At 68.7% G+C, this 24842-nt stretch carries 25 protein-coding genes and 1 riboswitch; of the genes, 11 read left to right on the top strand and 14 right to left on the bottom strand.

Annotation, left to right across the window (positions count from 1 at the left end; genetic code table 11):
• Positions 1-81: 81 nt before the first annotated feature.
• Entirely contained in the window at positions 82-486 is a 405-nt protein-coding gene (locus ACWEOI_RS09015) for an alpha/beta hydrolase (RefSeq protein ID WP_452359320.1), read from the bottom strand.
• A 558-nt stretch (positions 487-1044) separates the two neighbouring features.
• Here ACWEOI_RS09015 and ACWEOI_RS09010 point away from each other — a divergent pair.
• A complete protein-coding gene (locus tag ACWEOI_RS09010) occupies positions 1045-3123 on the top strand; it encodes a thioredoxin domain-containing protein (RefSeq protein ID WP_452359319.1) in 2079 nt (692 codons plus the stop codon).
• A gap of 65 nt (positions 3124-3188) precedes the next feature.
• Here ACWEOI_RS09010 and ACWEOI_RS09005 read toward each other — a convergent pair whose 3' ends face one another.
• The 3 genes from ACWEOI_RS09005 to trhA form a co-directional block, all read right to left on the bottom strand.
• Positions 3189-3677, bottom strand: a complete 489-nt coding sequence (locus ACWEOI_RS09005; protein WP_452359318.1) for a hypothetical protein — start codon at positions 3675-3677, stop codon at positions 3189-3191.
• Positions 3678-3922: 245 nt separating this feature from the next.
• On the bottom strand, positions 3923-5500 hold the full coding sequence (locus ACWEOI_RS09000) for an adenylate/guanylate cyclase domain-containing protein (protein ID WP_452359317.1): 1578 nt from the start codon (positions 5498-5500) through the stop codon (positions 3923-3925).
• 57 nt (positions 5501-5557) lie between these two features.
• On the bottom strand, positions 5558-6262 hold the full coding sequence (gene trhA, locus ACWEOI_RS08995; protein WP_357280126.1) for a PAQR family membrane homeostasis protein TrhA: 705 nt from the start codon (positions 6260-6262) through the stop codon (positions 5558-5560).
• A 95-nt stretch (positions 6263-6357) separates the two neighbouring features.
• Here trhA and ACWEOI_RS08990 point away from each other — a divergent pair, with 95 nt between their 5' ends.
• Complete coding sequence (locus ACWEOI_RS08990) at positions 6358-7185, top strand: isoprenyl transferase (protein ID WP_433668175.1); 828 nt, start codon at positions 6358-6360, stop codon at positions 7183-7185.
• A gap of 80 nt (positions 7186-7265) precedes the next feature.
• Positions 7266-7871, top strand: a complete 606-nt coding sequence (locus ACWEOI_RS08985; protein ID WP_452359316.1) for a hypothetical protein — start codon at positions 7266-7268, stop codon at positions 7869-7871.
• A gap of 74 nt (positions 7872-7945) precedes the next feature.
• Here ACWEOI_RS08985 and coaA read toward each other — a convergent pair whose 3' ends face one another.
• Entirely contained in the window at positions 7946-8878 is a 933-nt protein-coding gene (gene coaA / locus ACWEOI_RS08980) for a type I pantothenate kinase (protein ID WP_357091711.1), read from the bottom strand.
• A 240-nt stretch (positions 8879-9118) separates the two neighbouring features.
• On the opposite strand from coaA, the gene ACWEOI_RS08975 reads away from it, so the two are divergent.
• Both ACWEOI_RS08975 and glyA read left to right on the top strand, forming a co-directional pair.
• Positions 9119-10315, top strand: a complete 1197-nt coding sequence (locus ACWEOI_RS08975) for a DUF885 domain-containing protein (RefSeq protein ID WP_452359315.1) — start codon at positions 9119-9121, stop codon at positions 10313-10315.
• A 286-nt stretch (positions 10316-10601) separates the two neighbouring features.
• Positions 10602-10687: riboswitch (ZMP/ZTP riboswitch) on the top strand.
• 106 nt (positions 10688-10793) lie between these two features.
• Positions 10794-12092: a serine hydroxymethyltransferase gene (gene glyA, locus ACWEOI_RS08970; protein WP_433668170.1), complete on the top strand. Its 1299-nt coding sequence runs from the start codon at positions 10794-10796 to the stop codon at positions 12090-12092.
• Positions 12093-12152: 60 nt separating this feature from the next.
• On the opposite strand, the gene ACWEOI_RS08965 is transcribed toward glyA, so the two are convergent.
• The gene (locus tag ACWEOI_RS08965) at positions 12153-12461 is read right to left on the bottom strand and encodes a glutaredoxin domain-containing protein (protein WP_357280118.1); all 309 of its coding nucleotides are present in this window, start codon (positions 12459-12461) and stop codon (positions 12153-12155) included.
• A gap of 61 nt (positions 12462-12522) precedes the next feature.
• Between ACWEOI_RS08965 and ACWEOI_RS08960 the strand changes: the two genes are divergently transcribed.
• On the top strand, positions 12523-12843 hold the full coding sequence (locus ACWEOI_RS08960; protein ID WP_452359314.1) for a hypothetical protein: 321 nt from the start codon (positions 12523-12525) through the stop codon (positions 12841-12843).
• Between the two features lie 14 nt (positions 12844-12857).
• On the opposite strand, the gene ACWEOI_RS08955 is transcribed toward ACWEOI_RS08960, so the two are convergent.
• Positions 12858-13130, bottom strand: a complete 273-nt coding sequence (locus ACWEOI_RS08955; protein WP_433668166.1) for a hypothetical protein — start codon at positions 13128-13130, stop codon at positions 12858-12860.
• 22 nt (positions 13131-13152) lie between these two features.
• On the opposite strand from ACWEOI_RS08955, the gene ACWEOI_RS08950 reads away from it, so the two are divergent.
• From ACWEOI_RS08950 to ACWEOI_RS08940, 3 genes are all read left to right on the top strand, one after another.
• Positions 13153-13524: a DUF488 domain-containing protein gene (locus tag ACWEOI_RS08950; protein ID WP_452359313.1), complete on the top strand. Its 372-nt coding sequence runs from the start codon at positions 13153-13155 to the stop codon at positions 13522-13524.
• Positions 13525-13767: 243 nt separating this feature from the next.
• On the top strand, positions 13768-15168 hold the full coding sequence (locus ACWEOI_RS08945; RefSeq protein ID WP_452359312.1) for a PhoH family protein: 1401 nt from the start codon (positions 13768-13770) through the stop codon (positions 15166-15168).
• 185 nt (positions 15169-15353) lie between these two features.
• On the top strand, positions 15354-16211 hold the full coding sequence (locus tag ACWEOI_RS08940) for an acyl-ACP desaturase (RefSeq protein ID WP_452359311.1): 858 nt from the start codon (positions 15354-15356) through the stop codon (positions 16209-16211).
• 190 nt (positions 16212-16401) lie between these two features.
• On the opposite strand, the gene ACWEOI_RS08935 is transcribed toward ACWEOI_RS08940, so the two are convergent.
• Together ACWEOI_RS08935 and ACWEOI_RS08930 are read right to left on the bottom strand one after the other, a co-directional pair.
• Positions 16402-16824: a limonene-1,2-epoxide hydrolase family protein gene (locus ACWEOI_RS08935; RefSeq protein WP_357091684.1), complete on the bottom strand. Its 423-nt coding sequence runs from the start codon at positions 16822-16824 to the stop codon at positions 16402-16404.
• A gap of 49 nt (positions 16825-16873) precedes the next feature.
• On the bottom strand, positions 16874-17602 hold the full coding sequence (locus tag ACWEOI_RS08930; protein ID WP_433668162.1) for a TetR/AcrR family transcriptional regulator C-terminal domain-containing protein: 729 nt from the start codon (positions 17600-17602) through the stop codon (positions 16874-16876).
• A 103-nt stretch (positions 17603-17705) separates the two neighbouring features.
• On the opposite strand from ACWEOI_RS08930, the gene ACWEOI_RS08925 reads away from it, so the two are divergent.
• Positions 17706-18884, top strand: a complete 1179-nt coding sequence (locus ACWEOI_RS08925; protein WP_452359310.1) for an FAD-dependent monooxygenase — start codon at positions 17706-17708, stop codon at positions 18882-18884.
• Between the two features lie 16 nt (positions 18885-18900).
• On the opposite strand, the gene ACWEOI_RS08920 is transcribed toward ACWEOI_RS08925, so the two are convergent.
• From ACWEOI_RS08920 to glpX, 3 genes are all read right to left on the bottom strand, one after another.
• Entirely contained in the window at positions 18901-19656 is a 756-nt protein-coding gene (locus ACWEOI_RS08920) for an isocitrate lyase/phosphoenolpyruvate mutase family protein (RefSeq protein ID WP_433673473.1), read from the bottom strand.
• 86 nt (positions 19657-19742) lie between these two features.
• Positions 19743-21134 carry an aspartate ammonia-lyase gene (locus ACWEOI_RS08915; protein WP_433668158.1) on the bottom strand — a complete coding sequence of 464 codons (1392 nt, stop codon included), beginning with the start codon at positions 21132-21134 and terminating at the stop codon, positions 19743-19745.
• A 154-nt stretch (positions 21135-21288) separates the two neighbouring features.
• The gene (gene glpX, locus ACWEOI_RS08910) at positions 21289-22320 is read right to left on the bottom strand and encodes a class II fructose-bisphosphatase (protein ID WP_433668156.1); all 1032 of its coding nucleotides are present in this window, start codon (positions 22318-22320) and stop codon (positions 21289-21291) included.
• Between the two features lie 184 nt (positions 22321-22504).
• Between glpX and ACWEOI_RS08905 the strand changes: the two genes are divergently transcribed.
• Positions 22505-23086: a DUF4245 domain-containing protein gene (locus ACWEOI_RS08905; RefSeq protein ID WP_433668154.1), complete on the top strand. Its 582-nt coding sequence runs from the start codon at positions 22505-22507 to the stop codon at positions 23084-23086.
• A 52-nt stretch (positions 23087-23138) separates the two neighbouring features.
• Here the strand turns inward: ACWEOI_RS08905 and ACWEOI_RS08900 are convergent, their stop codons facing one another.
• A complete protein-coding gene (locus ACWEOI_RS08900) occupies positions 23139-23363 on the bottom strand; it encodes an exodeoxyribonuclease VII small subunit (RefSeq protein ID WP_433668152.1) in 225 nt (74 codons plus the stop codon).
• On the bottom strand, positions 23363-24589 hold the full coding sequence (xseA, locus tag ACWEOI_RS08895) for an exodeoxyribonuclease VII large subunit (RefSeq protein WP_433673472.1): 1227 nt from the start codon (positions 24587-24589) through the stop codon (positions 23363-23365). Before xseA ends, ACWEOI_RS08900 begins: the two co-directional genes overlap by 1 nt.
• Positions 24590-24842: the final 253 nt, after the last annotated feature.

Here is a 24842-nt window from a genome sequence, read left to right as displayed (position 1 = left end):
CGGGTGGGGGCATCACCTCCAGGGTGGATCGCGGTCTCCTCCTGCGGGGTGTGGGAGCCGTGGATATGGTCGTATCGAACATCAGTCGGCGGGACAAGCGAGATCAGTCGCAGGCAGCCCGCCGTCGCGGAGATAGGTTTCGACGGCCTGGCTCACGCAGCTACTCGGGACGGTGAATGCTCCGTGCACGATGGCGTCTTGAAGCGTCACCAACCGTGACGCGGTCATGGCTCGGTGCAGGCCGACGCCTTCTTGGTATGCCGCGACCGGATCGCCGGTGGCCTGCACGATGAGCACAGGGGTGGCGTTGTGCACGTCGGTGCGTGGTTCGACGGGCGCGGGCCAGAAGGCACAGGGGGAGATGTTGTTGACCAGTGGTCCGAATACCGGCTGGTCGACGCGACTGAATTCGACATTGCGCCAATACCATCCGGGGTCGCGCTGCGCTTCGACGTCACCGCACACCACAGCGGTCGACGATTCCACGGATGCGATCGCGTCATCGGCTGTTGGGGTCAACAATCCCCACGGGGAGCCGGGGATCCACTCGCTGAAGTCCTCGGTATAGCCGGGCTTGTACCGCGGCGGGCAGGCGACTCGAAATGCTTCGGTACCGCGCGGGCCGACCTGGATACCACCGTGGCGGCGATCAACCCCGAGATTCCGGCTGCTCGCACTGATCGAGTGCGGAATCGGTGGTCTTCCAACACAATTCCTGACGTTATTCGGAACCGCGAAGCGCGACAATCGGGGTTTTCCCCCATATTCAGATGCGCCGTCATTGCTGATATTCAGTCCAAATATGTTCGTGCACAAAGGTTTTACCGATGTCAGGGTGCCATGACCGGGCCTGACTGGACCGTGACGTTCTGGATTCGACAGCTCGAACTCGCTCGCGAGCGCTTCCAGCAGCTCGACCTGCTGCTCCGGGTGGGAGGGATGAGATGGAGCGGGCTGCCCGTTCGATGGTGTGCCGATTTATCGCGCCGATGAAAGGCCGAGCGGGGCCCTTGTGCTCCCGGTGGGGTGTGGAAGGCTGGGGTCATGAACCGACTGGGGATCGCGACGTCGCCCTACCTGCGTCAACATGCCGGGAATCCGGTGCATTGGCGGGAATGGGATGCGGAGGCGCTGGCCGAGGCGGCCGCGCGGGACGTGCCGATCCTGCTGTCGATCGGGTACGCCAGCTGCCACTGGTGCCATGTGATGGCGCACGAGTCGTTCGAGGACGACGCCACCGCCGAGCTCATGAACGAGAACTTCGTGTGCATCAAGGTGGATCGGGAGGAACGACCCGATCTGGACGCGGTGTACATGAACGCCACCGTCGCCATGACCGGGCAGGGCGGGTGGCCGATGACGTGCTTCCTGACGCCGGAGGGGGAGCCGTTCTACTGCGGGACCTACTACCCGAAGACGCCGCGGCACGGGATGCCGTCGTTCGCGCAGGTGCTGACCGCGGTGGGGGAGACGTGGCGGAATCGGCGGGACGAGGTGAATACGGCGGCGGCGCAGGTGGGGGAGGCGTTGCGGCAGCAGACGGCGGGGTTGCCGGACGCCGGGGTCGGGATCGGCGCCGACCTGGTGCAGCACGCGGTCTCGGCCGTGTCGAAGGATGTGGACGCTCAGCACGGCGGGTTCGGGGGTGCGCCCAAATTCCCGCCGTCGGCATTGCTGGAGGGGTTGCTGCGGCACCATGAACTGACCGGGGATCTCGGTGTGCTGCAGACTGTTTCGTTCACCTGCGAGGCGATGGCCCGAGGCGGGATCTACGACCAGCTGCGGGGCGGGTTCGCGCGATACTCGGTGGACGCGGCCTGGGTGGTGCCGCACTTCGAGAAGATGCTGTACGACAACGCGCAGTTGGTGCGGGTGTACGCGCACCTGGCCCGACGCGGGCTCGACGCGCCCGGCAGCGAGCGCGGCGGAGAATCCTTGGCGCTGCGGGTGACTCGCGAGACCGTGCAGTTCCTCATGACCGATCTGGGGACCGAGCAGGGGGCGTTCGCGTCCGCGCTGGACGCCGACACCCACCTCGAACCGGGGCAGCCCGGGGTGGAAGGCGCCACCTACGTCTGGACGCCCGCGGAACTCAACGGGGTACTCGGAGCGCTCGACGGGGCTTGGGCCGCGGAGATCTTCGGCGTCACCACGGCCGGGACGTTCGAGCACGGCACCTCGGTGCTGACGCGGTACACCGACCCGAAACCCGTGGACCACGAGCGATTCGAGGCCATCCGGGCGGCCATGTCGGCGGCGCGGGAAAAGCGGCCGCAACCCGAGCGGGACGACAAGGTGGTCACCGCCTGGAACGGGATGGCCATCGTCGCGCTCGCGGAAGCCGGTGCCGCGCACGGGCATCCGGAGTGGATCGCGGCGGCGGTCCGGTGCGCGCGGTTCCTGCTGGACACCCATGTGACCGCCGGCCGGGTCTGCCGCGCCTCGCTGGGCGGTGTGCCCGGTACGGCGGCGGGCGTGCTCGAGGACTACGCCTGGCTCGCGCTGGGACTGCTCGCGCTGCATCAGACCGCCGGCGGGGACTGGCTCGCCGAGGCGCAGCGCGTCCTCGACGCGGCCATCACGCACTTCGCCGACGCGGACACCCTGGGGAGCTGGTTCGACACCGCCGACGACGCCGAGACCCTGCTGACCCGGCCGCGCGATCCGCTGGACGGCGCAACCCCTTCGGGGACCTCGGTTCTCGCCGAGGCCCTGCTCACGGCCTCCGCGCTCGCCGACCCGGATCGGGCTTCCCGCTACCGGCAGCTCGCCGACGAAACCCTCGCGCGGGGTGCGGTTCTGCTGGCTCGTGCGCCCCGCTCGGCGGGGCACTGGCTCGCGGTGGCCGAGGCCGCGCTGCGCGGGCCCATCCAGGTGGCGATCTCGGCGGGCCCGGACGGCGAATCCGGCTGGGCCGCAACGCTGGTGGCCGCTGCCCGTGCCGCTGCTCCGGGTGGCTCGGTCATCGTCTCCGGCGCCGTCGACTCCCAGCCCCTGCTGGCCGACCGCCCGCCGGTGCGCGACACCTCCGCCGCCTACATCTGCCGCGGCTCGGTCTGCGACCTCCCGGTCACCACGGTCGAAGACGTCCGCGCCGGTCTGCTTCCGCCGCAATCGGCCTGACGGTTCGCCCGCAGTCCTCCCGCGCCCGCGCCGCCGAGTTGAGGAGCGGGCGCGGGTTTGGATTGTCAGGCCACGCGAGATCGCATGGGCTGGACGCGGTTTCCCGCCAGCACGGCGGCCGGAACGGCGACCAGCACCGCGAGGACGTGTGCGGCGCGAAAAAGCCCGATCAGCACGGAGGCCGGGGTCCAGCCGGTGAACAGCGCACCCGTGGAATCAGCGTCGAGCAGCGCGCTCAGCGGCTCCGCCACCAGCGAAGCCAACCCGACGGTACCCAGTCCGACCACGAGAATCGCGCGCGCCCATCGGCTTCCGAACAACATGCGTGCCGCGAGCCAGAACACCGTCAAATAGATCGCCGCCCGAACCCCCAGCCCGGCCGCGACACCCGACAGTCCGATCCCGGGATCCTCGAGCACCTGGGCCGCCCGCACCAGCGTCTCCGCCACTCCGGCGACCAGGGCCACCACCACCGCCCGATACGCGAGCACCGCCCGCTCGGGCCGCTCCCATCCCGCCGCCGACTTCCGCTCGAACGCGCCGATCTCCTCCATGCACTCACTGTCGGGCTCTCGGTCTCGCTGGGAATCACCCTCGGGTACGAGTCCTCGCCGATCCGGTAGTACGACAGTGGGATCGAAGGGCCCGGCGGATGGGCCTGGTATAGCCAACGCGCATATTCCGTTGCCCGGAGGTACTGGGCGGTCTTACAGTCCGGTGCGTGTTGAGGTCATCTGTTTCATCGAAGTATTGCCAGGTCCCGTCGAGTTCGCACCCCACGTTCGCGCGGAATGAATGATCAGCGATCGGCGGGTTCCGGGGGTTGGGGTGCGGCCGGCCGGGGGTCGTCCTGCGGGGCGGTGCCGTTGCGGTGGATCGACGCGGGGGACGCGGGCACGACGGCCGGTACATCGGTCCAGCCCGGAGTGGGTTCCTTGCGGCCGCGGAGGTGGAGAGTGTCGTGCAGGATCCACTGTGTGCGCTCGGCGTCGGAGGCGGCTTCTATGACCGCCTGAGAGGCCAGAATCCGGCGGGGGACCAGTTTCGCCTCGGTGGTCAGGCGGGCGGCCTCGTTGACCGCGTCGCCGATGACCGTGAATTCCAGGCGGGTGTCGGTGCCGACGTCACCGGCGAACACGCAGCCGCGGGCGATGCCGATGCCCACCTCGAGTTCGCCGAGCGCGGCCACCTCGTCGCGGATGCGGCGGGCCGCCTTCAGCGCGGGGGTGGCATTGTCGTCGAGGGCGATGGGCGCGCCGAAGATGCACAGCGCCGCATCGCCTTCGAACTTGTTGACCAGACCGTGGTTGTCCTCGGTGGCCGCGACCACGATGGTCAGCAGCCGGTTGAGCTTGGCCACGAAGTCGTGCGGGGCGAGCTCGGTGGCCAGCGCCACCGAACCGGTGACGTCCACGAACAGGGCCGTCGCCTCCCTCATGTCGCCGGTGAGGCTGGGGCTGCCGGACAGCGCCCGCTCCGCCACCTCGTCGCCCACGTGCCGCCCGAAGACGGTCCGCATGCGCTCGCGCTCACTGAGATTGGCGGCCAGCTCGTTCACCGAATGCTCGAGCCGACCGATCTCGCTGGTGCTGTTGATGGTCACCCGCGCCTCGAGATCGCCGTGCGCGATCCGGTCGAGCGCGTCACGCAAGGTGTGCATGGGCGTGGCCACCGCGCGCGCCAGCGCCGCCGTCGCCACCACGCCCGCGGACAGCCCGACGATGGCCAGATAGATGCCGGTCCGGATGCGGTCGTCACTGTCGGTCGACGGATCGGCGAGCACGGTGATCAGCATGAGCAGCGGCACCGCGCCCGCCACCGCGAAGGTGACCAGCACTCGCGCCAGCACGGTATTGCTCCAGTGCGCGGTCTCGTCGAGCACCTCGGCCACCACCGGAATGGTCGGCCGGATCAGCCGGTCCACGATCAGATAGGTGAGCGCCGCCGACTCCAGCCCGCCGAGGGTGAACATCGACAGCACCACCGGGAAACTGCGGTCCTCGGTGGCGTGGGCGAAGATGGCGGCCGCCACGATCACGCCCGGCAGCCAGATGGCCAGCGCCCGGATGGTGATCGCCAGCGGTAGTCGCAGCAGTCGCCGGGCCTCGTGTTCGGTGGGCGGCCGATGCTGGTCCAGCCAGCCGAAGTAGTGCCGCCGGTCGCGCACCGCGAGCACAATGCCCGCGAGGGCGCCGATGGCCGGATAGATCGACACCCCGATGAAGGTGGAGATCCAGTTCGAACCGAGCCGGCTCAGGAAGCCGCTCAGGAACAGTTCGGTGGTGATCACCGCCAGGCCGCCGAGGTTGCACGCCATGACGACAGCAGACAGACCCCCCGGCGCCCGCAGCGCCCACAGGATGAGTCTGCTGGTCACGTCGCAGACTCTAGGGAACTTTCGGCCGAGATTGCACCTTTGTGGGGAATTACTCGATCAGCTCAGCAGGACCAGCCAGACCGCGACGTAGTGGCACAGTGCCGCGATCACCGTTGCGGCGTGGAAGAACTCGTGATGGCCGAACACCTCGGGCCACGGATCGGGCCAGCGCGCGGCGTACAGGATGCCGCCCACGCTGTAGGCGATGCCGCCCGCGAGCAGCAGAATCACCGGCGTCCAGCCGACATTGCCGATGAGCGTCCCGGCCACCGGGACTATCGCCCACCCGAGCAAGAGATACAGCGGCACCCCGACCCAGCGAGGGGCGGTGGGCCACAGCATCTTCAGCGCCACCCCGGCCAGCGCGCCCGCCCACACGATGGCGAGCAGCACGTTCCCGGCGGTCCCGCGCACCCCGAGCAGCGCGAACGGCGTGTAGCTGCCCGCGATGAACAGGAAGATCATCGAGTGGTCGGCCCGCTTCATCCACATGCGGGCGCGCGCGGTCTTCCAGTTCACCCGGTGATAGGTGGCGCTGATCCCGAACACCCCGCACACGGTGATGCCGTAGACCAGCGTCGACCACGCGGCCTTCCCGGACACCGTGCTCGCCACCGACACCAGCACGATCACCGCGATGGCGGCGACACCGACGGCCCAGGCATGGATCCAGCCGCGTAGGCGGGGCTTGATCAGGGTCAGTTCGTCGCGGACGGTTTCGATGAGACCCACCGGTTCGACGGGCTGCACTGCCTCGGCCATTAGTTTCCTCCTCGGTAACCTACGGTACCGTAGGTTGGATCGTTCACGCCCGTCGAGTGGGTGTCGTCACCAAGGGCCTCCCATGTTTCGCGGCTATGTCCCGGTCGCTCCGCCAACCGTTCCGGGGGCGTAGGGTTGCGGCCGTGAAGTTTGTGGGTCAGGTGCGTGGACTCCCATATCGCGTATACGAGGCACGGCTGGCCAGGCAGCTGGCGGGTAAGCAACATCCGCGGCACGTCGCCGTGATGTGTGACGGTAATCGCCGCTGGGCCAGGGAGAACGGGTTCAGCGACATCTCGCACGGCCATCGGGTCGGTGCGCTGAAGATCGCTGAGCTGGTCGGCTGGTGCGGTGAGGCCGGCATCGAGATGGTGACCCTCTACCTGCTCTCCACCGAGAATCTGGGCCGCGATTCCGACGAGCTGGAGACCCTCTTCGAGGTCATCACCGACGTCGTCGACGAACTGTCTGCGCCGGAACAGGATTGGAGCGTCCGCATCGTGGGCGCGCTCGATCAGCTCCCCGCCGAGTTCGCGCGGCGACTGAGCGAGGCGGCCAAGAGCACCGAGGGCCGCACCGGCGTGCACGTCAATGTGGCTATCGGCTACGGCGGCCGCCAGGAGATCGCCGACGCCGTCCGCTCCCTGGTCCGCCAGGAGATGGACGCGGGCGAGACCGGCGAGGATCTGGTGCAGTCGATCACCGTCGACGCCATCGGCCAGCACCTCTACACCTCGGGCCAGCCCGACCCGGATCTGGTCATCCGCACCTCCGGTGAGCAGCGCTTGTCCGGATTCCTGTTGTGGCAGAGCGCCTATTCGGAGATCTGGTTCACCGAGGCGTACTGGCCGGAGTTCCGGCGGGTGGATTTCCTGCGGGCCCTGCGTGATTACGCGGCCCGGCACCGCCGCTTCGGCGTGTAGACAACAGTCGGTCAACGGTTCCGTTGCAGTGCAACGGCTTCGACGTTCGCGGGACGGTCGCTGCCGTACCGTCTGGTGGTATGAGCGAGCTGCGTGAGGACTCGAGTGGTCTAGCGGAATCCCAGGTCGTCGCGGTGCCGTACCTGAGCTACGAGGAATTCGGGCGGAGATTCCTCGAGTACGCCGCCTCGCCGGAGCGGATCGCCGGGGCGTTCGGGAAGCTCACCGGGGAGGCCTTCGAATTCGGGCCGATCGGCGCGGGACCGGGCAAACTGGCCAAACTCTCGGCGACCGTGCGGCTCGGGCAGCCCCGGCTCGATCGCGAAATGGACGACATCATCTCGTTCGACCTGGTGATCCCGCTCAAGGTCGACCTGCTCATCGACCTCGCGGTGGACCGCTACCCGTTCCGGGTGGACGGCACCATCCACCTGCATCTGACGGTCCGCACCGCCGAACCTCTGCGGGTCCTCATCGAGATCGCCGACCCGCAGCCCAGCAATGTGCGGATCAATGTGGCCAGCGCCACCCGCCGCGGCGAGCTGCTGCGCATCATCGCCAGCGTGGATCACGAGATCCGCCGATTCGTGGCGCGCTACATCGCCACCGAGATCGAGAAGCCGCACATCAAGGCCGCCACCGACATCGATGTGGGCGCGCGCCTGGACGCCGCCTGGACGCTCTGACCCATCACCTGGACGTTCGGACTCACCGCCCCCCACCCTGTGCCTCGCTGCGGACACGCAGCGAGGCACGAGATTCAGAGCTTCCTGAGCCGCAGCCGGTTGATGGTGTGGTCGGAGTCCTTGCGCAGCACCAGGGTCGCGCGCGGCCGGGTCGGCAGGATGTTCTCCACCAGGTTCGGCCGGTTGGTGTTGTGCCAGATCTCCTTGGCCTGGTTGGTGGCTTCCTGGTCGTTGAAGTTCGCGTAGTGGTGGAAGTGCGAGTTCGGGTCCTGGAAGGCGGTCTTGCGCAGCGACAGGAAGCGCTGCACGTACCACTTCTCGATGTCCTCGATGCGGGCGTCGACGTAGACCGAGAAGTCGAACAGGTCGGACACCATCAGGCGCGGACCGGTCTGCAGCACGTTGAGGCCCTCGACGATGAGGATGTCGGGCTGGCGCACGCAGTGGTATTCGCCGGGCACGATGTCGTAGGCGATGTGCGAGTAGACGGGCGCGCACACCTCGGACGCACCGGATTTCACCTCGGTGACGAATCGCAGCAGCTTGCGCCGGTCGTAGGACTCCGGGAAGCCCTTGCGGTGCATGATGCCGCGCCGGGTGAGTTCGGCTGTCGGGTACAGGAATCCGTCGGTGGTGACCAGATCCACCCGCGGATGGTGGTCCCAGCGTGCCAGCAGCGCCTGCAGCACACGCGCGGTGGTGGACTTGCCGACCGCGACCGAGCCCGCCACGCCGATGACGAACGGCACCTGACGGTCGGGGTGGGTCTCGCCGAGGAAGGTGGCGGTGGCGGCGAACAAGCGCTGCCTCGCCGCGACCTGCAGGTGGATGAGTCGGGCCAGTGGGAGGTAGACCTCGGCGACCTCTTCGAGGTCGATCTGCTCCCCGAGACCGCGCAGGCCGACCAGTTCTTCTTCGGTCAGCACCAGGGGAGTCGCCTTGCGCAGGGTGCGCCACTGCTTGCGGTCGAATTCCACGTAGGGGCTGGGCTCGCTCATCCGTGCCATTACTCGTGTCCTTGCATTCGACACTCGTGTCCTCGGATCTGACACTCGCTCCGCGTCGCCAACACTCCACGCATAGCCGAATTGTGCTCGGCTCCAACATCGAGGTGAACACCAGGTGTTGCTACTGGCCGGTAACCAGAGTGAGATAGGCGACATCACAGCCGTCGGGCGTGTCGGGTGAGGCTGCGCGGCACCGGGATCCGGGCCGCTCGCGCGCACCGCATCCCCTAGGGTCGAGATATGGCAGCGCATCCCCTGGTGACCGAGTATCTGCGGCTGGGACTGGCCTTCGACCGGCTGGAGGAGGGGTTCGTCGACGCCTACACCGGTGACCCGGCCCTGCGGCGCGAGGTCGAGAACGCGCCCGTGCCCGAACCGCGCGAGCTCGCGCACCGGGCCGCGGGCCTGCGCAAGGAACTGCCCGACGCGGGCCTGTCCGGCGAACGGGTCGAATTCCTCGACGTCCACCTGCGGGCGCTGGAGTGCTCCGGGCGCAAGTTCGCGGGGGAGGACATCTCCTTCGTCGACGAGGTGAGCGCCTACTTCGACGTGGACATCGCCCCGGGCGACACCGAGGACTACCGCGAGGCGCACCGGCAGCTCGACGAGGTGCTGCCGGGCGACGGCCCGCTGCTGGATCGCATCTCCGCGCACCGCCGCCAGGACGAGATCCCGCCCGAACGCCTGCGGGAATGCGTGGCCGCCTTCTCCGGCGCGCTGCGCGAGCTGGTCCGCGACCGCTACCCGCTGCCCGACAACGAGCACGTGGAATACGAAGTGGTGGGCGACAAGCCGTGGTCGGGCTTCAACTACTACCTGGGTGACTACCAGTCCCGGGTGGCCATCAACTCCGATCTCAAGCAGCACCTGTCGCATCTGCCCGGGCTGATCGCGCACGAGTCCTACCCGGGCCACCACACCGAGCACTGCCGCAAGGAGGCCGGACTGGTCGGCGCCGGGCAGGACGAGCAGACGCTGTTCGTGGTGAACACCCCGCAGTGCCTGATGGCGGAGGGGCTGGCCGATCTGGCCCTGAAGTCGATCGTGGGCCCGGGCTGGGGCCGCTGGGCGCAGGAGATCTACGCCGATCTCGGACTGCGTTTCGATGGTGAACGCGCCGAGCGGATTTCGACGGCGTCGGCGAACCTGTTGAGCGTCCGCCAGGATGCGGCGCTGTTGCTGCACGACCGCAAGCGTGATTCGACCGAGGTCGCGGAGTATCTGCAGCGCTGGAGCCTGGTCACGCCGGAGCGGGCCACGCAGTCGCTGCGCTTCCTGTCCTCACCGCTGTGGCGGGCCTACATCTCCACCTATGTGGAGGGCTATCGACTGCTGGGCGGCTGGCTGGATCGGGCGGGCGATGCCGCCGAGCGGTCCGAGCGGTTCCGCCGTCTGTTGGACGAACCCCTCACACCCGGCGCGATCCGCCGCATGTGAGGGGTACTCCCCGAAAAGTCCGGAAGGGTCAGGCACCCCAGGCGTTGCAGGACGCGCCGCCGCTGGAGGCGGTGCACAGGGTGCGGAGCAGGGTGAACAGGATGTCGGTCGGGCCACCGGTCGCGATGTTGAACAGCATGTGATGAATCCTCGAAATGTGGGTAGGGGCAAGGACACTGACCCATCTGGGTCAGTCGTGCGTCACCTTACCGAGATTTGTTGCTCCGCCATAGCCTGGATCTGTGATTCTGTCCACTCGAAGGACTGTTAACGCGGTTGGCTAGGATGGGAGGACCGCGACTGGCGCACTCGAGGTGGAAGTAACCACCGGGAAGCACCCCAAGTCCGGCACCGCGCGCCTGGGTGCCTGGCGATCCCCGAATCCCGATTCGGGGTACCCGGACGACGGAGGTGCGCCATGCACGATTCCCTGAACCCACTGACCGACTCCGCGGCGGCGGCCAATACACTCGGCGGCGTGACGACCCAGACGAGCGCCTCTGTGAACAGCCAGTCCCTCGCCGAACTCGACCCCGAGGTCGCGGCCGCGATGGGCGGCGAACTCGCTCGCCAGCGCGACACCCTCGAGATGATCGCCTCGGAGAACTTCGTGCCGCGCGCGGTCCTGCAGGCGCAGGGCAGCGTGCTCACCAACAAGTACGCCGAGGGCTACCCGGGCCGCCGCTACTACGGCGGCTGCGAGAACGTCGACATCGTCGAGGATCTGGCCCGCGCCCGCGTCAAGGAGCTCTTCGGCGCCGACTTCGCCAACGTCCAGCCGCACTCGGGCGCGCAGGCCAACGCCGCCGTCCTGTCCGCGCTGATGAACCCGGGCGAGAAGCTGCTCGGCCTGGACCTGGCCCACGGCGGCCACCTCACCCACGGCATGCGCCTGAACTTCTCGGGCAAGCTGTACGAGGTGCACGCCTACGGCGTGTCCAAGGAAGACCACCGCGTCGACATGGACGAGGTCCGCAAGATCGCCCGCGACACCCGCCCGAAGGTGATCGTCGCCGGCTGGTCGGCGTACCCGCGCCACCTGGACTTCGCCGCCTTCCGTGAGATCGCGGACGAGGTCGGCGCGTACCTGTGGGTCGACATGGCGCACTTCGCCGGTCTGGTCGCCGCCGGGCTGCACCCGTCGCCGGTCCCGCACGCCGACGTCGTGTCCTCCACCGTGCACAAGACCCTGGGCGGCCCCCGCTCCGGCCTGATCCTGGCCAAGCAGGAGTTCGCCAAGAAGCTGAACTCCTCGGTCTTCCCGGGCCAGCAGGGCGGCCCGCTCATGCACGCCATCGCCGCCAAGGCCGTGGCCTTCAAGATCGCCGGCAGCGCGGAGTTCGCGGAGCGTCAGGCCCGCACCATCTCCGGCGCCAAGATCCTCGCCGAGCGCCTGACCGCCACCGACGCCAAGGACAAGGGCATCACCGTCCTGACCGGCGGCACCGACGTCCACCTGGTGCTGGTCGACCTGCGCAACTCGCAGCTCGACGGCCAGCAGGGCGAGGACCTCCTGCACGAGATCGGAATCACCGTGAACCGCAACGCGGTTCCGTTCGACCCGCGCCCGCCGATGGTCACCTCCGGTCTGCGCATCGGCACCCCGGCCCTGGCCACCCGCGGCTTCGGCGACGAGCAGTTCACCGAGGTCGCCGAGATCATCGCCGCCGCGCTGACCGGCTCCGGCGACCTGGACTCCCTGCGTCAGCGCGTCTCCAAGCTGGCTCAGGACTTCCCGCTGTACGACGGCCTCGAGGACTGGCGTCTGCTGGGCTGATCCCCGCCGAACGGCCGAGCGCCCGCCGCGATCTCACGATCGCGGCGGGCGCTCGTCGTTTCAGAAGGTCCAGAACCTGCGTGGGCCGCCGGTGAGCTGGGGAGCGTCGGCGGAGACGGTCGCGATCAACTCCTTGGGATGCGGGTTGACCCAGTTGCGCTCCGTCGAACCGTCGCGGAACACGACCGTGGGCACGGTCTCGTTGCCGTCGGCCACCGAGCGGACGAACGCCGCCGCGTCGGGGTCCTGCCAGATGTCGATCTCACGGTGAACGATGCCGTGCCGGTTGAGGACCCGGCGCATGCGCGAACAATAGGGGCAGCCGGGACGCCGGTAGACGATCAGCTCCGCGGTGGCATCAGCGCTCATTCTCGGAGTGTAGGACCGCCGCGACGGAACGGCCTATGCTGCAAGGGGATCGGAGGCGGGGATGACGACCACCGTTTTGCTGCTGGGATTGAAGTCGGCCGTGGTGGACGAGGTGCGCGAGCGCGTCGGCCTACCGGAGGTCGACATCCACGCGGGCACCGGGCCGGCCGATCTGCGGGACATGTTGGCGCGCACCCCGATCGACCACGTGATCATGGGTGCGGGCCTGGACCTCGAGGACCGGCTGAGCATCGTGCGCGCCGTCTTCGAATCCAGTGACCGCACCACCGTCCACATGAAGGACTTCGCCTCGGGGCCGCAGGGATTCGCGCCGTTCGTGCGTGCCGTGCTCATCGGACTGCGCGGCACGCCGACCGGCTGAATTCCGCTGACGCCTCAGGCGTGCTTGGTGAGGTAGTCCATGTACATCGGCCGCAGCACCTCGCCCAGTTTGCCTTCCCCGGCGTGGAAGTAGTCGTCGAGCAGTGCCGCGGTGTTCCAGATGTCGACCTCGCCCTCACCCTGCTTGCCCGCCGCCACCTCGGCGCCGGGAATCGCCTTGAGCAGCTGCCACAGGAATTTGACGTCGCCGCGGCGGGCGGCCAGCTTCACGGCGCGGTCGTGCAATTCCTTGGTGGACAGCGTCGCCAGATCCGGAGTTTCGGCCATGGTCTCGACTGTAATGGAGCACATGACACAGCAACCGGGATACCGGGTCAAGCGCGTCTACGACGCCCCCGATGCCGCCGACGGCCACCGCGTGCTGGTGGACCGGCTGTGGCCGCGCGGCATCAGCAAACAGCAAGCGGCCATTGACGAATGGGCCAAAGACGTGACCCCGTCGAACGAACTTCGCAAGTGGTATCACGCCGCGCCGGAGACACGCCGTGCCGAGTTCGAGCGCAAGTATCGAATCGAGCTCGGGGCCGATGCGGCCCGCGAAGGTCTGGCGCACCTGCGGGAGGAGGCCGCAACCGGTCCGTTGACCCTGGTCACGGCTACGAAAGAGCCGGAGCACAGCCATGTCCCGGTACTTCTCGCGGAATTGGGCGAAACACCCTAACGGGACTCCCGTTAACCCGATCTTCACGAATGCGCCCGATAGTCCGGCGGCCGGATCGCGAATTCGGCGGTAGCGTCGGGGGTGCGGGCCGCGTAGGTGTGGCTCGTACGGGAGGTCCTGATCGTGACTGAGCAACTCAGTACGAGGGGGCCGGCACCCGGCCCTCGGGTCGTACGACCCCAAGGCTGACCGGCCCAGCGAGAACGCTCGCGCGGTGTCGCGCGAGTGGCAAAGGAGCCCACCGTGACTGATGCACGCTCCGTCAACGCTCCCACCAGGGACGCCGGCTCTGACCAGAGCCCGCGGCCCACGACACGGGGAGTTCGCGCCTCGCAGTCGTCCGATTCCGGACCGAAAACCTTCGTAGTCGACACGTCGGTGTTGCTGTCCGACCCCTGGGCCCTGACCCGCTTCGGCGAGCACCACGTGGTGCTGCCGCTCGTGGTGATCAGTGAGCTCGAGGCCAAACGCCACCACCACGAACTCGGCTGGTTCGCTCGCGAGGCGCTGCGCATGCTGGACGATATGCGCTTGGCGCACGGTCGGCTCGATCAACGGGTGCAGGTCGGCACCCAGGGCGGGACACTCCAGGTGGAGTTGAACCACACCGACCCCGCGGTACTGCCCGTCGGATTCCGCACCGACAGCAACGATTCCCGCATTCTGGCGTGCGCGCTCAACCTGGCCGCCGAGGGCCAGCGGGTCGCACTGGTATCCAAGGACATTCCGCTGCGGGTCAAGGCCGGTGCGGTCGGCCTGCAGGCCGAGGAATACCACGCCCAGGATGTCGTGATCTCCGGGTGGACCGGCATGGTGGAGCTCGAGGTGGCCACGGCCACCGTCGACAAGCTCTACGCCGATTCGATCATCGATCTCGACGAGGCTCGGGACATGCCCTGCCACACCGGGATTCGCATGGTCAGCCCGCGCGGCAGCGCCCTGGCCCGGGTCACGCCGGACAAACGGGTGCAGCTGGTGCGCGGCGACCGGGAGGCGTTCGGACTGCACGGGCGCTCGGCCGAACAGCGGATCGCGCTCGATCTGCTGCTGGACGAGAGCGTCGGCATCATCTCGCTCGGCGGGCGGGCCGGTACCGGTAAATCCGCGCTGGCGCTGACGGCCGGACTGGAGGCGGTGCTGGAGCGCCGCACGCATCGGAAGGTGGTGGTGTTCCGCCCGCTCTACGCGGTGGGCGGGCAGGAGCTCGGCTATCTGCCGGGCTCGGAGAGCGACAAGATGGGGCCGTGGGCGCAGGCCGTCTTCGACACCCTGGAGGGGCTGGCCAGCCCCGAGGTGATGGAGGAGGTGCAGGCGCGCGGCATGCTGGAAGTGTTGCCGCTCACCCACATTCGCGGGCGCTCGCTACACGACTCCTTCGTGATCGTGGACGAGGCGCAGTCGCTGGAACGCAATGTGCTGCTCACCGTCCTGAGCCGGTTGGGCAGCGGATCGCGGGTGGTGCTCACCCACGACGTGGCCCAGCGCGACAACCTGCGGGTGGGCCGGCACGACGGCGTGGCCGCGGTCATCGAGAAGCTCAAGGGGCACCCGCTGTTCGCGCACGTCACCCTCACCCGCAGTGAGCGGTCGCCGATCGCGGCGCTGGTCACCGAGATGCTGGAGGAGTTCGGACCGAATGCCTGACATTCGGTAGGTAGTCGACCCGCCCGGCCGGAGAGCGACGCTCTCCGGCCGGGTGCGGTCACCGAGAAGTAGCCCGGCCGATCCGGGGCGTCCCGCGCGGACGTCCCGGACCCGGGAACGGCCATAGCGAAGACGAATACTCGCGAATATCCCCGCGGTAGCCGATCTGCCGCTAGGTTGTTCGCGTGCACAACGTTTTGGCCGATCGGGACCTGCTGGATTCACTCGCCACGGAGGTGGAGAACAACCTCACGCGGCATATCGACGCCAGCCCGGGGTGGCAGCCCCACGACTACGTGCCGTGGTCCGACGGCCGCAACTTCCAGGCCATGGGCGGAACCGACTGGGACCCGGCGCAATCCGAGCTGAGCGAGGTCGCCAAGACCGCCCTCACGGTGAGCGTCCTGATCGCCGACAACCTGCCCTCCTACCACCGTGAGCTGGGCAAGTACCTGCGCACCGGCCCGTGGTGGCGGTGGGTCGGCCGTTGGACCGCCGAGGAGAACCGGCACGAGATCCTCATCCGCAACTTCCTCATGGTCACCCGCGCCGTCGACCCCATCGCGCTGGAGCGCATGCGCATGGCGGCCATGACCGCCAGCTTCAACCGTCCCGGCATGCACCTGCTCGAGGTGCTCGCCGTGGCCGCCTTCGAAGAGGCCGCCGCCGCCGTCCGGCACCGCAATACCGCCCGCCTCGCCGACGACATCATGGTCGCGTCCATCGCCGACCGCCTGGCCGCCGACGACGAACTGCAGGCCGTCTTCTTCGCCAACCTGATCTCCGCCGCCCTGGACCTGGCCCCCGACCAGACCCTGCGGGCCATCGCCAATCGCGTCGCCGACTTCCAGGTGCCGGTGATCGAGCTGTCCGACGGCCGCTCCAGCGACGAGGTGCTAGCCGCGGCCGGGATCTACGACCGCGCCCGGGAGCCCGAGCTGGTGTTCGGACCGCTGCTCGAGCAGTGGAAGGTGTTCACCCGCACCGACCTCGGCGAGGACGGGGAGAAGGCGCGCGCCGAACTGGCCCACCTGCGCCCCTGAACCAGCCGACGCGGGTGGATCGGTCAACGCGCCTGAACGGTGGCCGCGACCGAACCGCCTGCCGCGCCCCGGAATCGCCGGGGCACCCAGCCTGACGCCGCGCCTCGTGCGCGGTTTCGATGCCGACGCCCGCCGCGAGAATCGTGGCGGGCGTTGTGCTTTCACGGGGCAGCCGTTGCGCCTTCGCGGTTCAGTGCGGGAGTATCGCGCGCACCACGCCGGTCGCCGTGCCGCGCAGGACGTTCTCCCACGAGAAATGGTCGTGCCACAGCGTGATGCGGCCATTGCGGAACTCGAAGGTGCCGCACACCCAGAACGCGATCTCGATCGGGCCCACCCGCAGGTAGTCGGTGCGCTCGGTGAGCACCACCCCGTCGTCGGTCGCGGCGATGTGGTGCATATCGGCCCGGAAGCCGAAGCGCGGGTTGTTGAACAGGCCCAGCACCCAGCGCACCCGGTCGATACCGCGTACGTCGGGCAGTGAGGTGTTCTTCCAGACGATGCCCGGGTCGGCCAGTTCGAGGGCCTCGGGCACGATGTTCATCTCCAGCGCGGCGAAGAATTCGCGCACGGTGGTGACCGGATCCTGCTTCAGCTCGGGTAGCTCCGCCATCTGCCGAGCGTAAGCCGAATCAGGGCCGCGGCACAGACATTCCCGGCAACTACCGCCGTGTCGCGATGAGCGACGCCACCCCGTCCAGGATGCGCTCGATGCCGTAGTCGAGGGCATTGTCGCGGCCCGCCGTGGCCGCGCTCTCGGTACCGGGGACCGCTTCGGCGAGCGCGACCGCCGCGTGCGGGAAGCGGTCGGCCTGGGTGAGGAACACCGCGGTCATCTCCCGCGCCAGTTCACCCTCGAGGTCCACGCCCGCGGTCCCGGTCTGCAGGCCCATCCCGCGCACGTGGTTGAGCAGCAGGACGACGGTGTCGAGGCGTTCCGCGTGGGTCAGGCCGCTGCGGTCCAGCACGGCGAGAGCGGTCTCCAGCCAGGCCAATTCGTTGGGGCCCATCACCCGGACGCCGGTGGCCAGTTCATTGAGCCACGGATGGGCGACGGCATTGCCGAAGAAGGTTCCGGACCACTCCCGCAGGTAGGCCCGCCACGACTCCGGATCGGCGGGGTCGGTGTGGTTCTCCGGCGGCGAGCTCAGCGCTGCGTCCAGCATGAGCGCGGTGAGCTCGGTCTTGCCGGGGACGTAGCGGTACAGGGCCATCTTGGCGCAGCCGAGCCGTTCGGCGAGCCGGGCCATGGACAGGCTGGCCAGGCCTTCGGCGTCGGCGAGGTCGACCGCCTCGGCGACGATCCGCTCGAGGGTGAGCGAGGGTTTGGGCCCGCGCCGGGGGCGGTCGGGGGTGCCCCAGAGCAGTTCGCGGGTGGTGGGTGCCGGCATGGTCGCCATCCTTCCGGATTTCTGGGTTGACACCTAACTGCGTCCACCATACTCTATTAATCATCAACAGCGTCCGATGGACGCAGTTACTGAAGGGGTCATCATGCGCAACACCACCGTCCTCGTCTCCGGCGCCAGCGTCGCCGGTCCCGCCCTCGCCTACTGGCTGCACCGCTACGGCTTCCAGGTGACCGTGGTCGAGAAGGCCCCCGCCCTGCGCACCGGCGGACAGGCCATCGACTTCACCGGCGAGACCCACATGACCGTGCTCGAGCGGATGGGCGTGCTCGCCGACATCGAACGCCGCCAGACCGGCAAGACCGACATGGTCATGCTCGACGAGTCCGGGCAGCAGCGGGCCCTCATCTCCGGCGACTTCACCGGCGGCGACATCGAGATACTGCGCGGCGACCTGGCCGCGATCATGTACGAGCACACCGCCGACACCTGCGAATACCTGTTCGGCGACACCGTCACCGCGCTCACCGAGACCGCCGACGGCGTGGACGTCGAATTCGCGCACGCCCCGGCCCGGCGCTTCGACCTGGTCGTCGGCTGCGACGGAATCCACTCGCGGGTACGGAAACTGACCTTCGGACCCGAATCCGAATTCCTCGCCTACCGGGGTTACTACTACGCGCTCGCGGGCGCGTCGCTGTGGGAGGACGCCGACGCCCCGCGCGAGCGGGCGGTGTCCCACGGCTGGACCGCGCCCGGGCTGCTCGCTGTCAACGGCGGGGCGAAGGCCGCGCAGATGTACATGTTCGCCTCGCCCGAACTCGATTACTCGCGAGACGATTTCGACGAGCAGCGCCGGATCGTCGCCGAGAAGTTCGCCGGCATGGGCGGCGACGTGCCCGCCATGCTGGCCGACCTCCCGCACCTCGACGGGTTCTACCTGGACTCGCTGAGCAAGGTGACGATGAAGAACTTCGTGTCCGGACGCGTGGCCCTGGTCGGCGACGCCGGGTACGGCAACACCCTCGCCGGATTCGGCACCGGGCTCGCCGTCGTCGGCGCGTACGTCCTGGCCGGGGAACTGGCCGTCGCCGACGGCGACCACACCGTCGCCTTCGCCCGGTACGAGGACATCATGAAGCGCTACCTGCGCAAGGCCGACGACGCCCGCCCCGGCCCGTTCCTGGCCCCGAAAACCGCCCTGGGCCTGCGTCTCCGCAACTGGTTCCTGGGATCCTGGGCCTTCGACATGATGCTGAAGTACGCCGATTCCGCGAAGAACGACATCGAATTGCGGGACTACCCGGCCCTGGTCTCCCACTGAGCCGGCCGCCGTGGGTTCAACGCCAGGGCCCGAACAGCCCGTTCGCGTACTCGGTCAGCGCGTTCTGCAGGAACGGCCCGAAACTCACTCGGGCCACACCCAATTCGGCGAAGTACTCCCGCCCGCCCTGGGTGGGGATGCCGATGGAATTGATCGGCAACGGCAGTTCCCCGGTGAGCCGCCGCAACACCTCCGGCTCGTGCCGGCCGACCGGATAGAGCACGTCGGCCCCGGCGGCCGCGGCGAGCCGCAACCGCTCGAGCGCGCTGTCCAACCGCTCCGCCGGAGTCCCGGTATCGGGACGCAGGAATACGTCGGTGCGCGCGTTCACCACGACATGCACCCCGGTCGCATCGGCGGCCCGCCGCAATTCACCGACCAGATCAGCGTGCTCCTGCGGCTCCCGCAGCCGCCCACCCTCGCTGTGCACGGTGTCCTCGATATTGAGACCGACCGCCCCGGCCTCCAGCAGACCCTCGATCAGGGTCGCGGGCTTCTGCGCATACCCGGACTCGATATCCACCGAGACGGGAATGTCCACGGCGGCCGTGATCTCCCGAATCCGCGAGGTCACCTCGGAGAAGGTCATCCCCTCCCGATCGGCCTTCCCCAGCGAATTCGCCAGCGGATGGCTCCCGACGGTGATCGCCGAGAACCCGGCCTCCCGGACGAGAGTCGCGGACCAGGCATCCCACACGGTCGGCAGGATGACGGGATTACCGGGCTGGTGCAGAGCGAGAAAGTCGGCGGCTTGCTGCTCGAGGCTCATGATTCGATCCTGCCTGATGGTGTCGGTCGGCGAAAGGTGGATTGCGCCACCGGCACCGGGTCTCACACCGGTGCCGCTGGTGCCGAAGGTCAGTTGCCGTCGACCTTGGCCATCGAGAGCACGTTCAGGCGGCGGTCGAGTTCCTCGAGCGAGAGGTTGTCGCCGATCAGGCCGCGGTCGATGACCGTCTGGCGGATTGTCTTGTGTTCCTTCAGGGCCTGCTTGGCCACGGCGGCGGCTTCCTCGTAGCCGATGGCCGAGTTCAGCGGGGTCACGATGGACGGGGAGGATTCCGCGAGGTGCCGCAGGCGGTCGACGTCGGCCACCAGGCCGGACACGCACTTGTCGGCGAACAGGCGGGAGACATTGGCCAGCAGGCGGATCGACTCGAGAACGTTGCGGGCCATCACGGGGATGTAGACGTTCAGCTCGAACGCGCCGTTGCCGCCGCCCCAGGCGATGGCGGCGTCATTGCCGATGACCTGCGCGGCCACCTGCGTAACCGCCTCGGGGAGGACCGGATTCACCTTGCCGGGCATGATCGAGGAGCCGGGCTGGAGATCCGGGAGCTGGAGTTCGGCGAGGCCGGTGAGCGGTCCCGAACCCATCCAGCGAATGTCGTTGGCGATCTTGGTGAGGCTGATCGCGACCGTGCGCAGGGCGCCGGACAGCTCCACCAGGGCGTCGCGGGCGGCCTGGGCCTCGAAGTGGTCGCGGGCCTCGGACAAGTGGTCGAGGTCGGTCGCCTTCGTCAGTTCCGCAACGACTTTCGCGCCGAACCCGGCGGGGGCGTTGAGACCGGTGCCGACGGCGGTGCCGCCGATGGCCAGCTCACCGACCCGCGGCAGAGTCGCCAGCAGGCGTTCGACGCCCGCGCCCACCTGGCGGGTGTAGCCGCCGAACTCCTGGCCCAGGGTGACCGGGACCGCGTCCATCAGATGGGTGCGGCCGGACTTCACCACCGACTTCCACTCCCGCGACTTGTCCTGCAACGCCAGCCGCAGATGATCCAGGGCCGGGATCAGCTCCTTGACCACGGCCTCGGTGGCCGCGAGATGCGTTGCGGTGGGGAAGGTGTCATTGGAGGACTGCGACATGTTCACGTCGTCGTTGGGGTGCACGGTCACGCCGTCGCGGGCGGCGATGCTCGCGATCACCTCGTTGGCGTTCATGTTCGAACTGGTGCCGGACCCGGTCTGGAACACGTCGATCGGGAACTGGTCGTCGTGGCGCCCGTCGGCGACCTCGTTGGCGGCCGCGATGATGGCGTCCGCCTTGGTCTTGTCCAGCAGCCCCAGATCGCGGTTCACCGCGGCGCAGGCCGCCTTCAGCAGGCCGAGCGCGCGAATCTGCGCGCGCTCCAGGCCACGTCCGCTGATCGGGAAGTTCTCCACCGCGCGCTGCGTCTGCGCGCGCCACAGGGCGTCGACGGGGACACGAACCTCACCCATCGTGTCGTGCTCGATCCGGTACTCGGTCATGAATTCGACCCTAGGCCCGTCCCGCGCCGCGCGGGAGTGCCACGCCTGAGGAAATCGGCACACGCGGGCCGGGAATAGGGCCACCCGCGCGCCGGAAAAGAAGCCGCCCCGGTGGATGTATCCACCGGGGCGGCAATCAGTTTGGCGATGCCGATCAGGGCAGCGGCGGGGTGGCGTGCTCGTCGCCCACGAAGTCCACCGACGCGTACTCGCGCAGCTTGGTCAGACGGTGGAAGCCGTCGATCATGCGGATGGTGCCGGACTTGGCGCGCATCACGATGGACTGGGTGTAGGCGCCGCCACCGTAGTAGCGCACGCCCTTGAGCAGGTCACCGTCGGTGACGCCGGTGGCGCTGAAGAACACGTCGTCGCCGGAGACCAGGTCGGTGGTCGACAGGATCCGGTCCAGGTCGTGGCCGGCGTCGATAGCCTTCTGCTTCTCGGCATCGTCCTTCGGGGCCAGCTTGGCCTGCAGCGCGCCGCCCATGCAGCGCATGGCGGCCGCGGCGATGATGCCCTCCGGGGTGCCGCCGATGCCGATCAGCATGTCGACGCCGGACTCCGGGCGAGCGGTGGCGATCGCACCGGCCACGTCACCGTCGGAGATGAGGCGGATGCGGGCGCCCGCCTCGCGCACGGCCTTCATGTGGTCGGCGTGGCGAGGACGGTCCAGGATGCAGACGGTGAGGTCCGAGATCGCGGAGTTCTTGGCCTTGGCGACGCGGCGCAGGTTCTCCGAGATCGGGGCGCTCAGGTCGATGACATCGGCGGCGTCAGGGCCGACGGCGATCTTCTCCATGTAGAACACGGCCGACGGGTCGAACATGGCGCCGCGCTCGGCGACCGCCAGCACGGAGATGGCGCCGGGGGAGCCCTTCGACATCAGGGTGGTGCCGTCGATCGGGTCGACCGCGAAGTCCAGCTCGGCGCCGGTGCCGTCGCCGACCAGCTCGCCGTTGTACAGCATGGGCGCTTCGTCCTTCTCGCCCTCACCGATCACCACGATGCCGCGCATGGAGACGGTCGCGACCAGCTGACGCATGGCGTCCACGGCAGCGCCGTCGCCGCCTTCCTTGTCACCCCGGCCTACCCAGCGGCCCGCGGCCATGGCGCCGGCCTCGGTGACCCGGACCAACTCGAGTGCGAGGTTGCGGTCCGGTGCCTCGCGGCGGCTGGATGCGGTCATGAGAGGAGCCTCCTTGTTGTCAACTGCTGCGTAAATTGTCGCATTGCGGTTTTGGGCTCCATGCAAGTACTGACGTTTCACTTTCGCCCTGGTCGTGGACGTTTACGGGAAACGCCGCACACGGACGGGTTCGTAGATGGCACTGTGAGCCGGGTCGCATCCGGGGCCCGTGGATACTGTGTGCGTGTCGTACCAAAAGCCGCGCAGCCAGAACGACTACAAGGACCTCATCTGGTCCTTGCTCCCGCTGGTGCTGATCTGCCTGGTCATCGCGGGCATCGCGAGCCAGTGCTCCTTCACCACGAAGGGGCCGACACAGGGCCAGATTCCGAACTTCGAAGTGAAGACCGCCCTCACCGACGACGCGCGGCACCTGTCGTTCCCGATCCGGCTGCCCGCGCTCCCCGACAGCGGGCCGGACAAGTGGACCCCCAACTCCGGCAGCCACGACACCATCACCGGCACCGGCGGCGGCGAACTCAGCACGGTCGGGTTCATCAGCCCCGAGGGCACCTACATGCAGCTGACGCAGTCCAACGCCACGGTGGACGCGCTCGCCAAGAAGTACGCGCCCGTGAAGGTCGCCACCGGCAGCGAGCAGCGCGGTGACCACAAGTGGAGCGTGTTCGCCGAACCCGGCTCCGAGCCCGCCTGGATCTCCGACTTCGGCGACGTCCGAATCCTGATCAAGGGCGCGGGCAACGGGGCGGCCTTCAACACACTGTCGACCGCCATCGGCCAGGCCCAGCCGCTGCCGCGCAGCTGATCCCGGCGACGCCGGGCCCGCTGTCCGGTCCGGGCGTCCCGCGTAGGTGCGTCTACTCCGCCGAAGAGCGGTGCGCGAGGGCGTCTTCCACGCGTTTGCGCGCACCCGCGAGATGCTGTTCGCAGCGGGTGGCCAGCGCCTCGCCGCGCTCCCACAGCGCCAGCGACTCGTCCAGGTCCATGCCGCCCTGCTCCAGCATCTTGACCACGTTCACCAGTTCGTCGCGAGCGCGCTCGTAGCCGAGGCCGGCGATCTCGGTGCGGTCGTCGTCGTTCATCAGGAGTCCTTCCGGGTCGGGCGGGGAGCCAGGGATTGGGAGCCGAGGGCCGCGGCGGAGATCGCGCCGTCGGCCACCCGGATACGGAGCTGGGTGCCGGGCGGCGAGTCCTCGATGGCCCGGACCACCTCGCGGTCCTTGCCGTTCACCCGCTGCACCACGGCGTAACCGCGGGCCAGCGTGGCGGCCGGGCCGACCGCCGCGAGTTTCTCGCGCAGGTGCCGGGTGGTGGTGGACTCGCCCGAGAGCCGATGATCCACCGCGCGCTGGGCGGCGGCACGCAGGCGCTCCACCTCGTCGTGACGCTGGTCGAGCAGGCGCAGCGGGTCGGCCAGCACCGGGCGCGAACGCAATTGGGTCAGGGCGCGGGCCTCCCGGTCCACCCAGCCACGCAGGGCCGCGTTGGCGCGCGACCGAAGCTCCTGCAGCAACGCGGTTTCCGCGGCCGCGTCGGGGACGATCCGCTTGGCGGCGTCGGTGGGGGTGGCGGCGCGCAGGTCAGCCACGTAGTCCGAGATCGGATTGTCCGGTTCGTGGCCGATGGCGCTGACGATCGGGGTCTTCGCGGAAACGATGGCGCGGCACAGGGTCTCGTCGGAGAACGGCAGCAGATCCTCGGTGCTGCCGCCGCCGCGCGCCAGCACGATCACATCCACCTCGGGATTCGCGTCCAGCGCCGTGATGGCCTCGAGGATCTGCGGCACCGCGGTCGGGCCCTGCACGGCGGTATTGCGGATCTCGAACCGCACCGCGGGCCAGCGCTGCGTCGCCACCGTCACCACATCGTGCTCGGCGGCGCTGGCGCGGCCGGTGATCAGGCCGATCCGATTGGGCAGGAACGGGATCGGACGCTTGAGCCGCGGATCGAACAGGCCCTCCGCCGCCAGCAGCGCCTTCAACCGCTCGATGCGGGCCAGCAGCTCGCCGATCCCCACCGGGCGAATCTCGGTGACCCGCAACGACACCGTGCCGCGGCCGGTGAAGAACGACAGCTTGCCGTACACGACGACCCGGCTGCCCTCCTGCAACGGCACCGCGGAACCGCGCAGCAGCTCCGGATCGCAGGTCACCGACAGCGACATGTCCGCGGCCGTGTCCCGCAGCACCAGAAACGCGGTACGGGTGCCCGGGCGCAGATTCATCTGGGTGATCTGGCCCTCCACCCACACCGCGCCCAGCCGGTCGATCCACTGCGCCACCTTGACGGCGATGGTCCGCACCGGCATCGGGTTCTCGGCGGACGAACTCGGCGGCTTCGCGGCGCCCGGCGTCGTTTCGGTGCTCACACAATTCCGCCTCTCCGAGTATTTAGCGGGCGGCATAGAGCCGTATCCGGTTTCGCACCCGTGCCGGCGGTCAGGTGCCGGACCGATTTTGGGCGTACCCGGGAAGTTACCCCGGTCGGCGCGAGATCAGTGGTCGCGTCGACATACGTCTCAAAACGCCGGTCGTGGCCTGAGCCTCGACCGGCGTTTCGAC

Source organism: Nocardia sp. NPDC004340, assembly GCF_053602575.1.
This window is presented reverse-complemented; position numbering and strand designations above follow the sequence as displayed.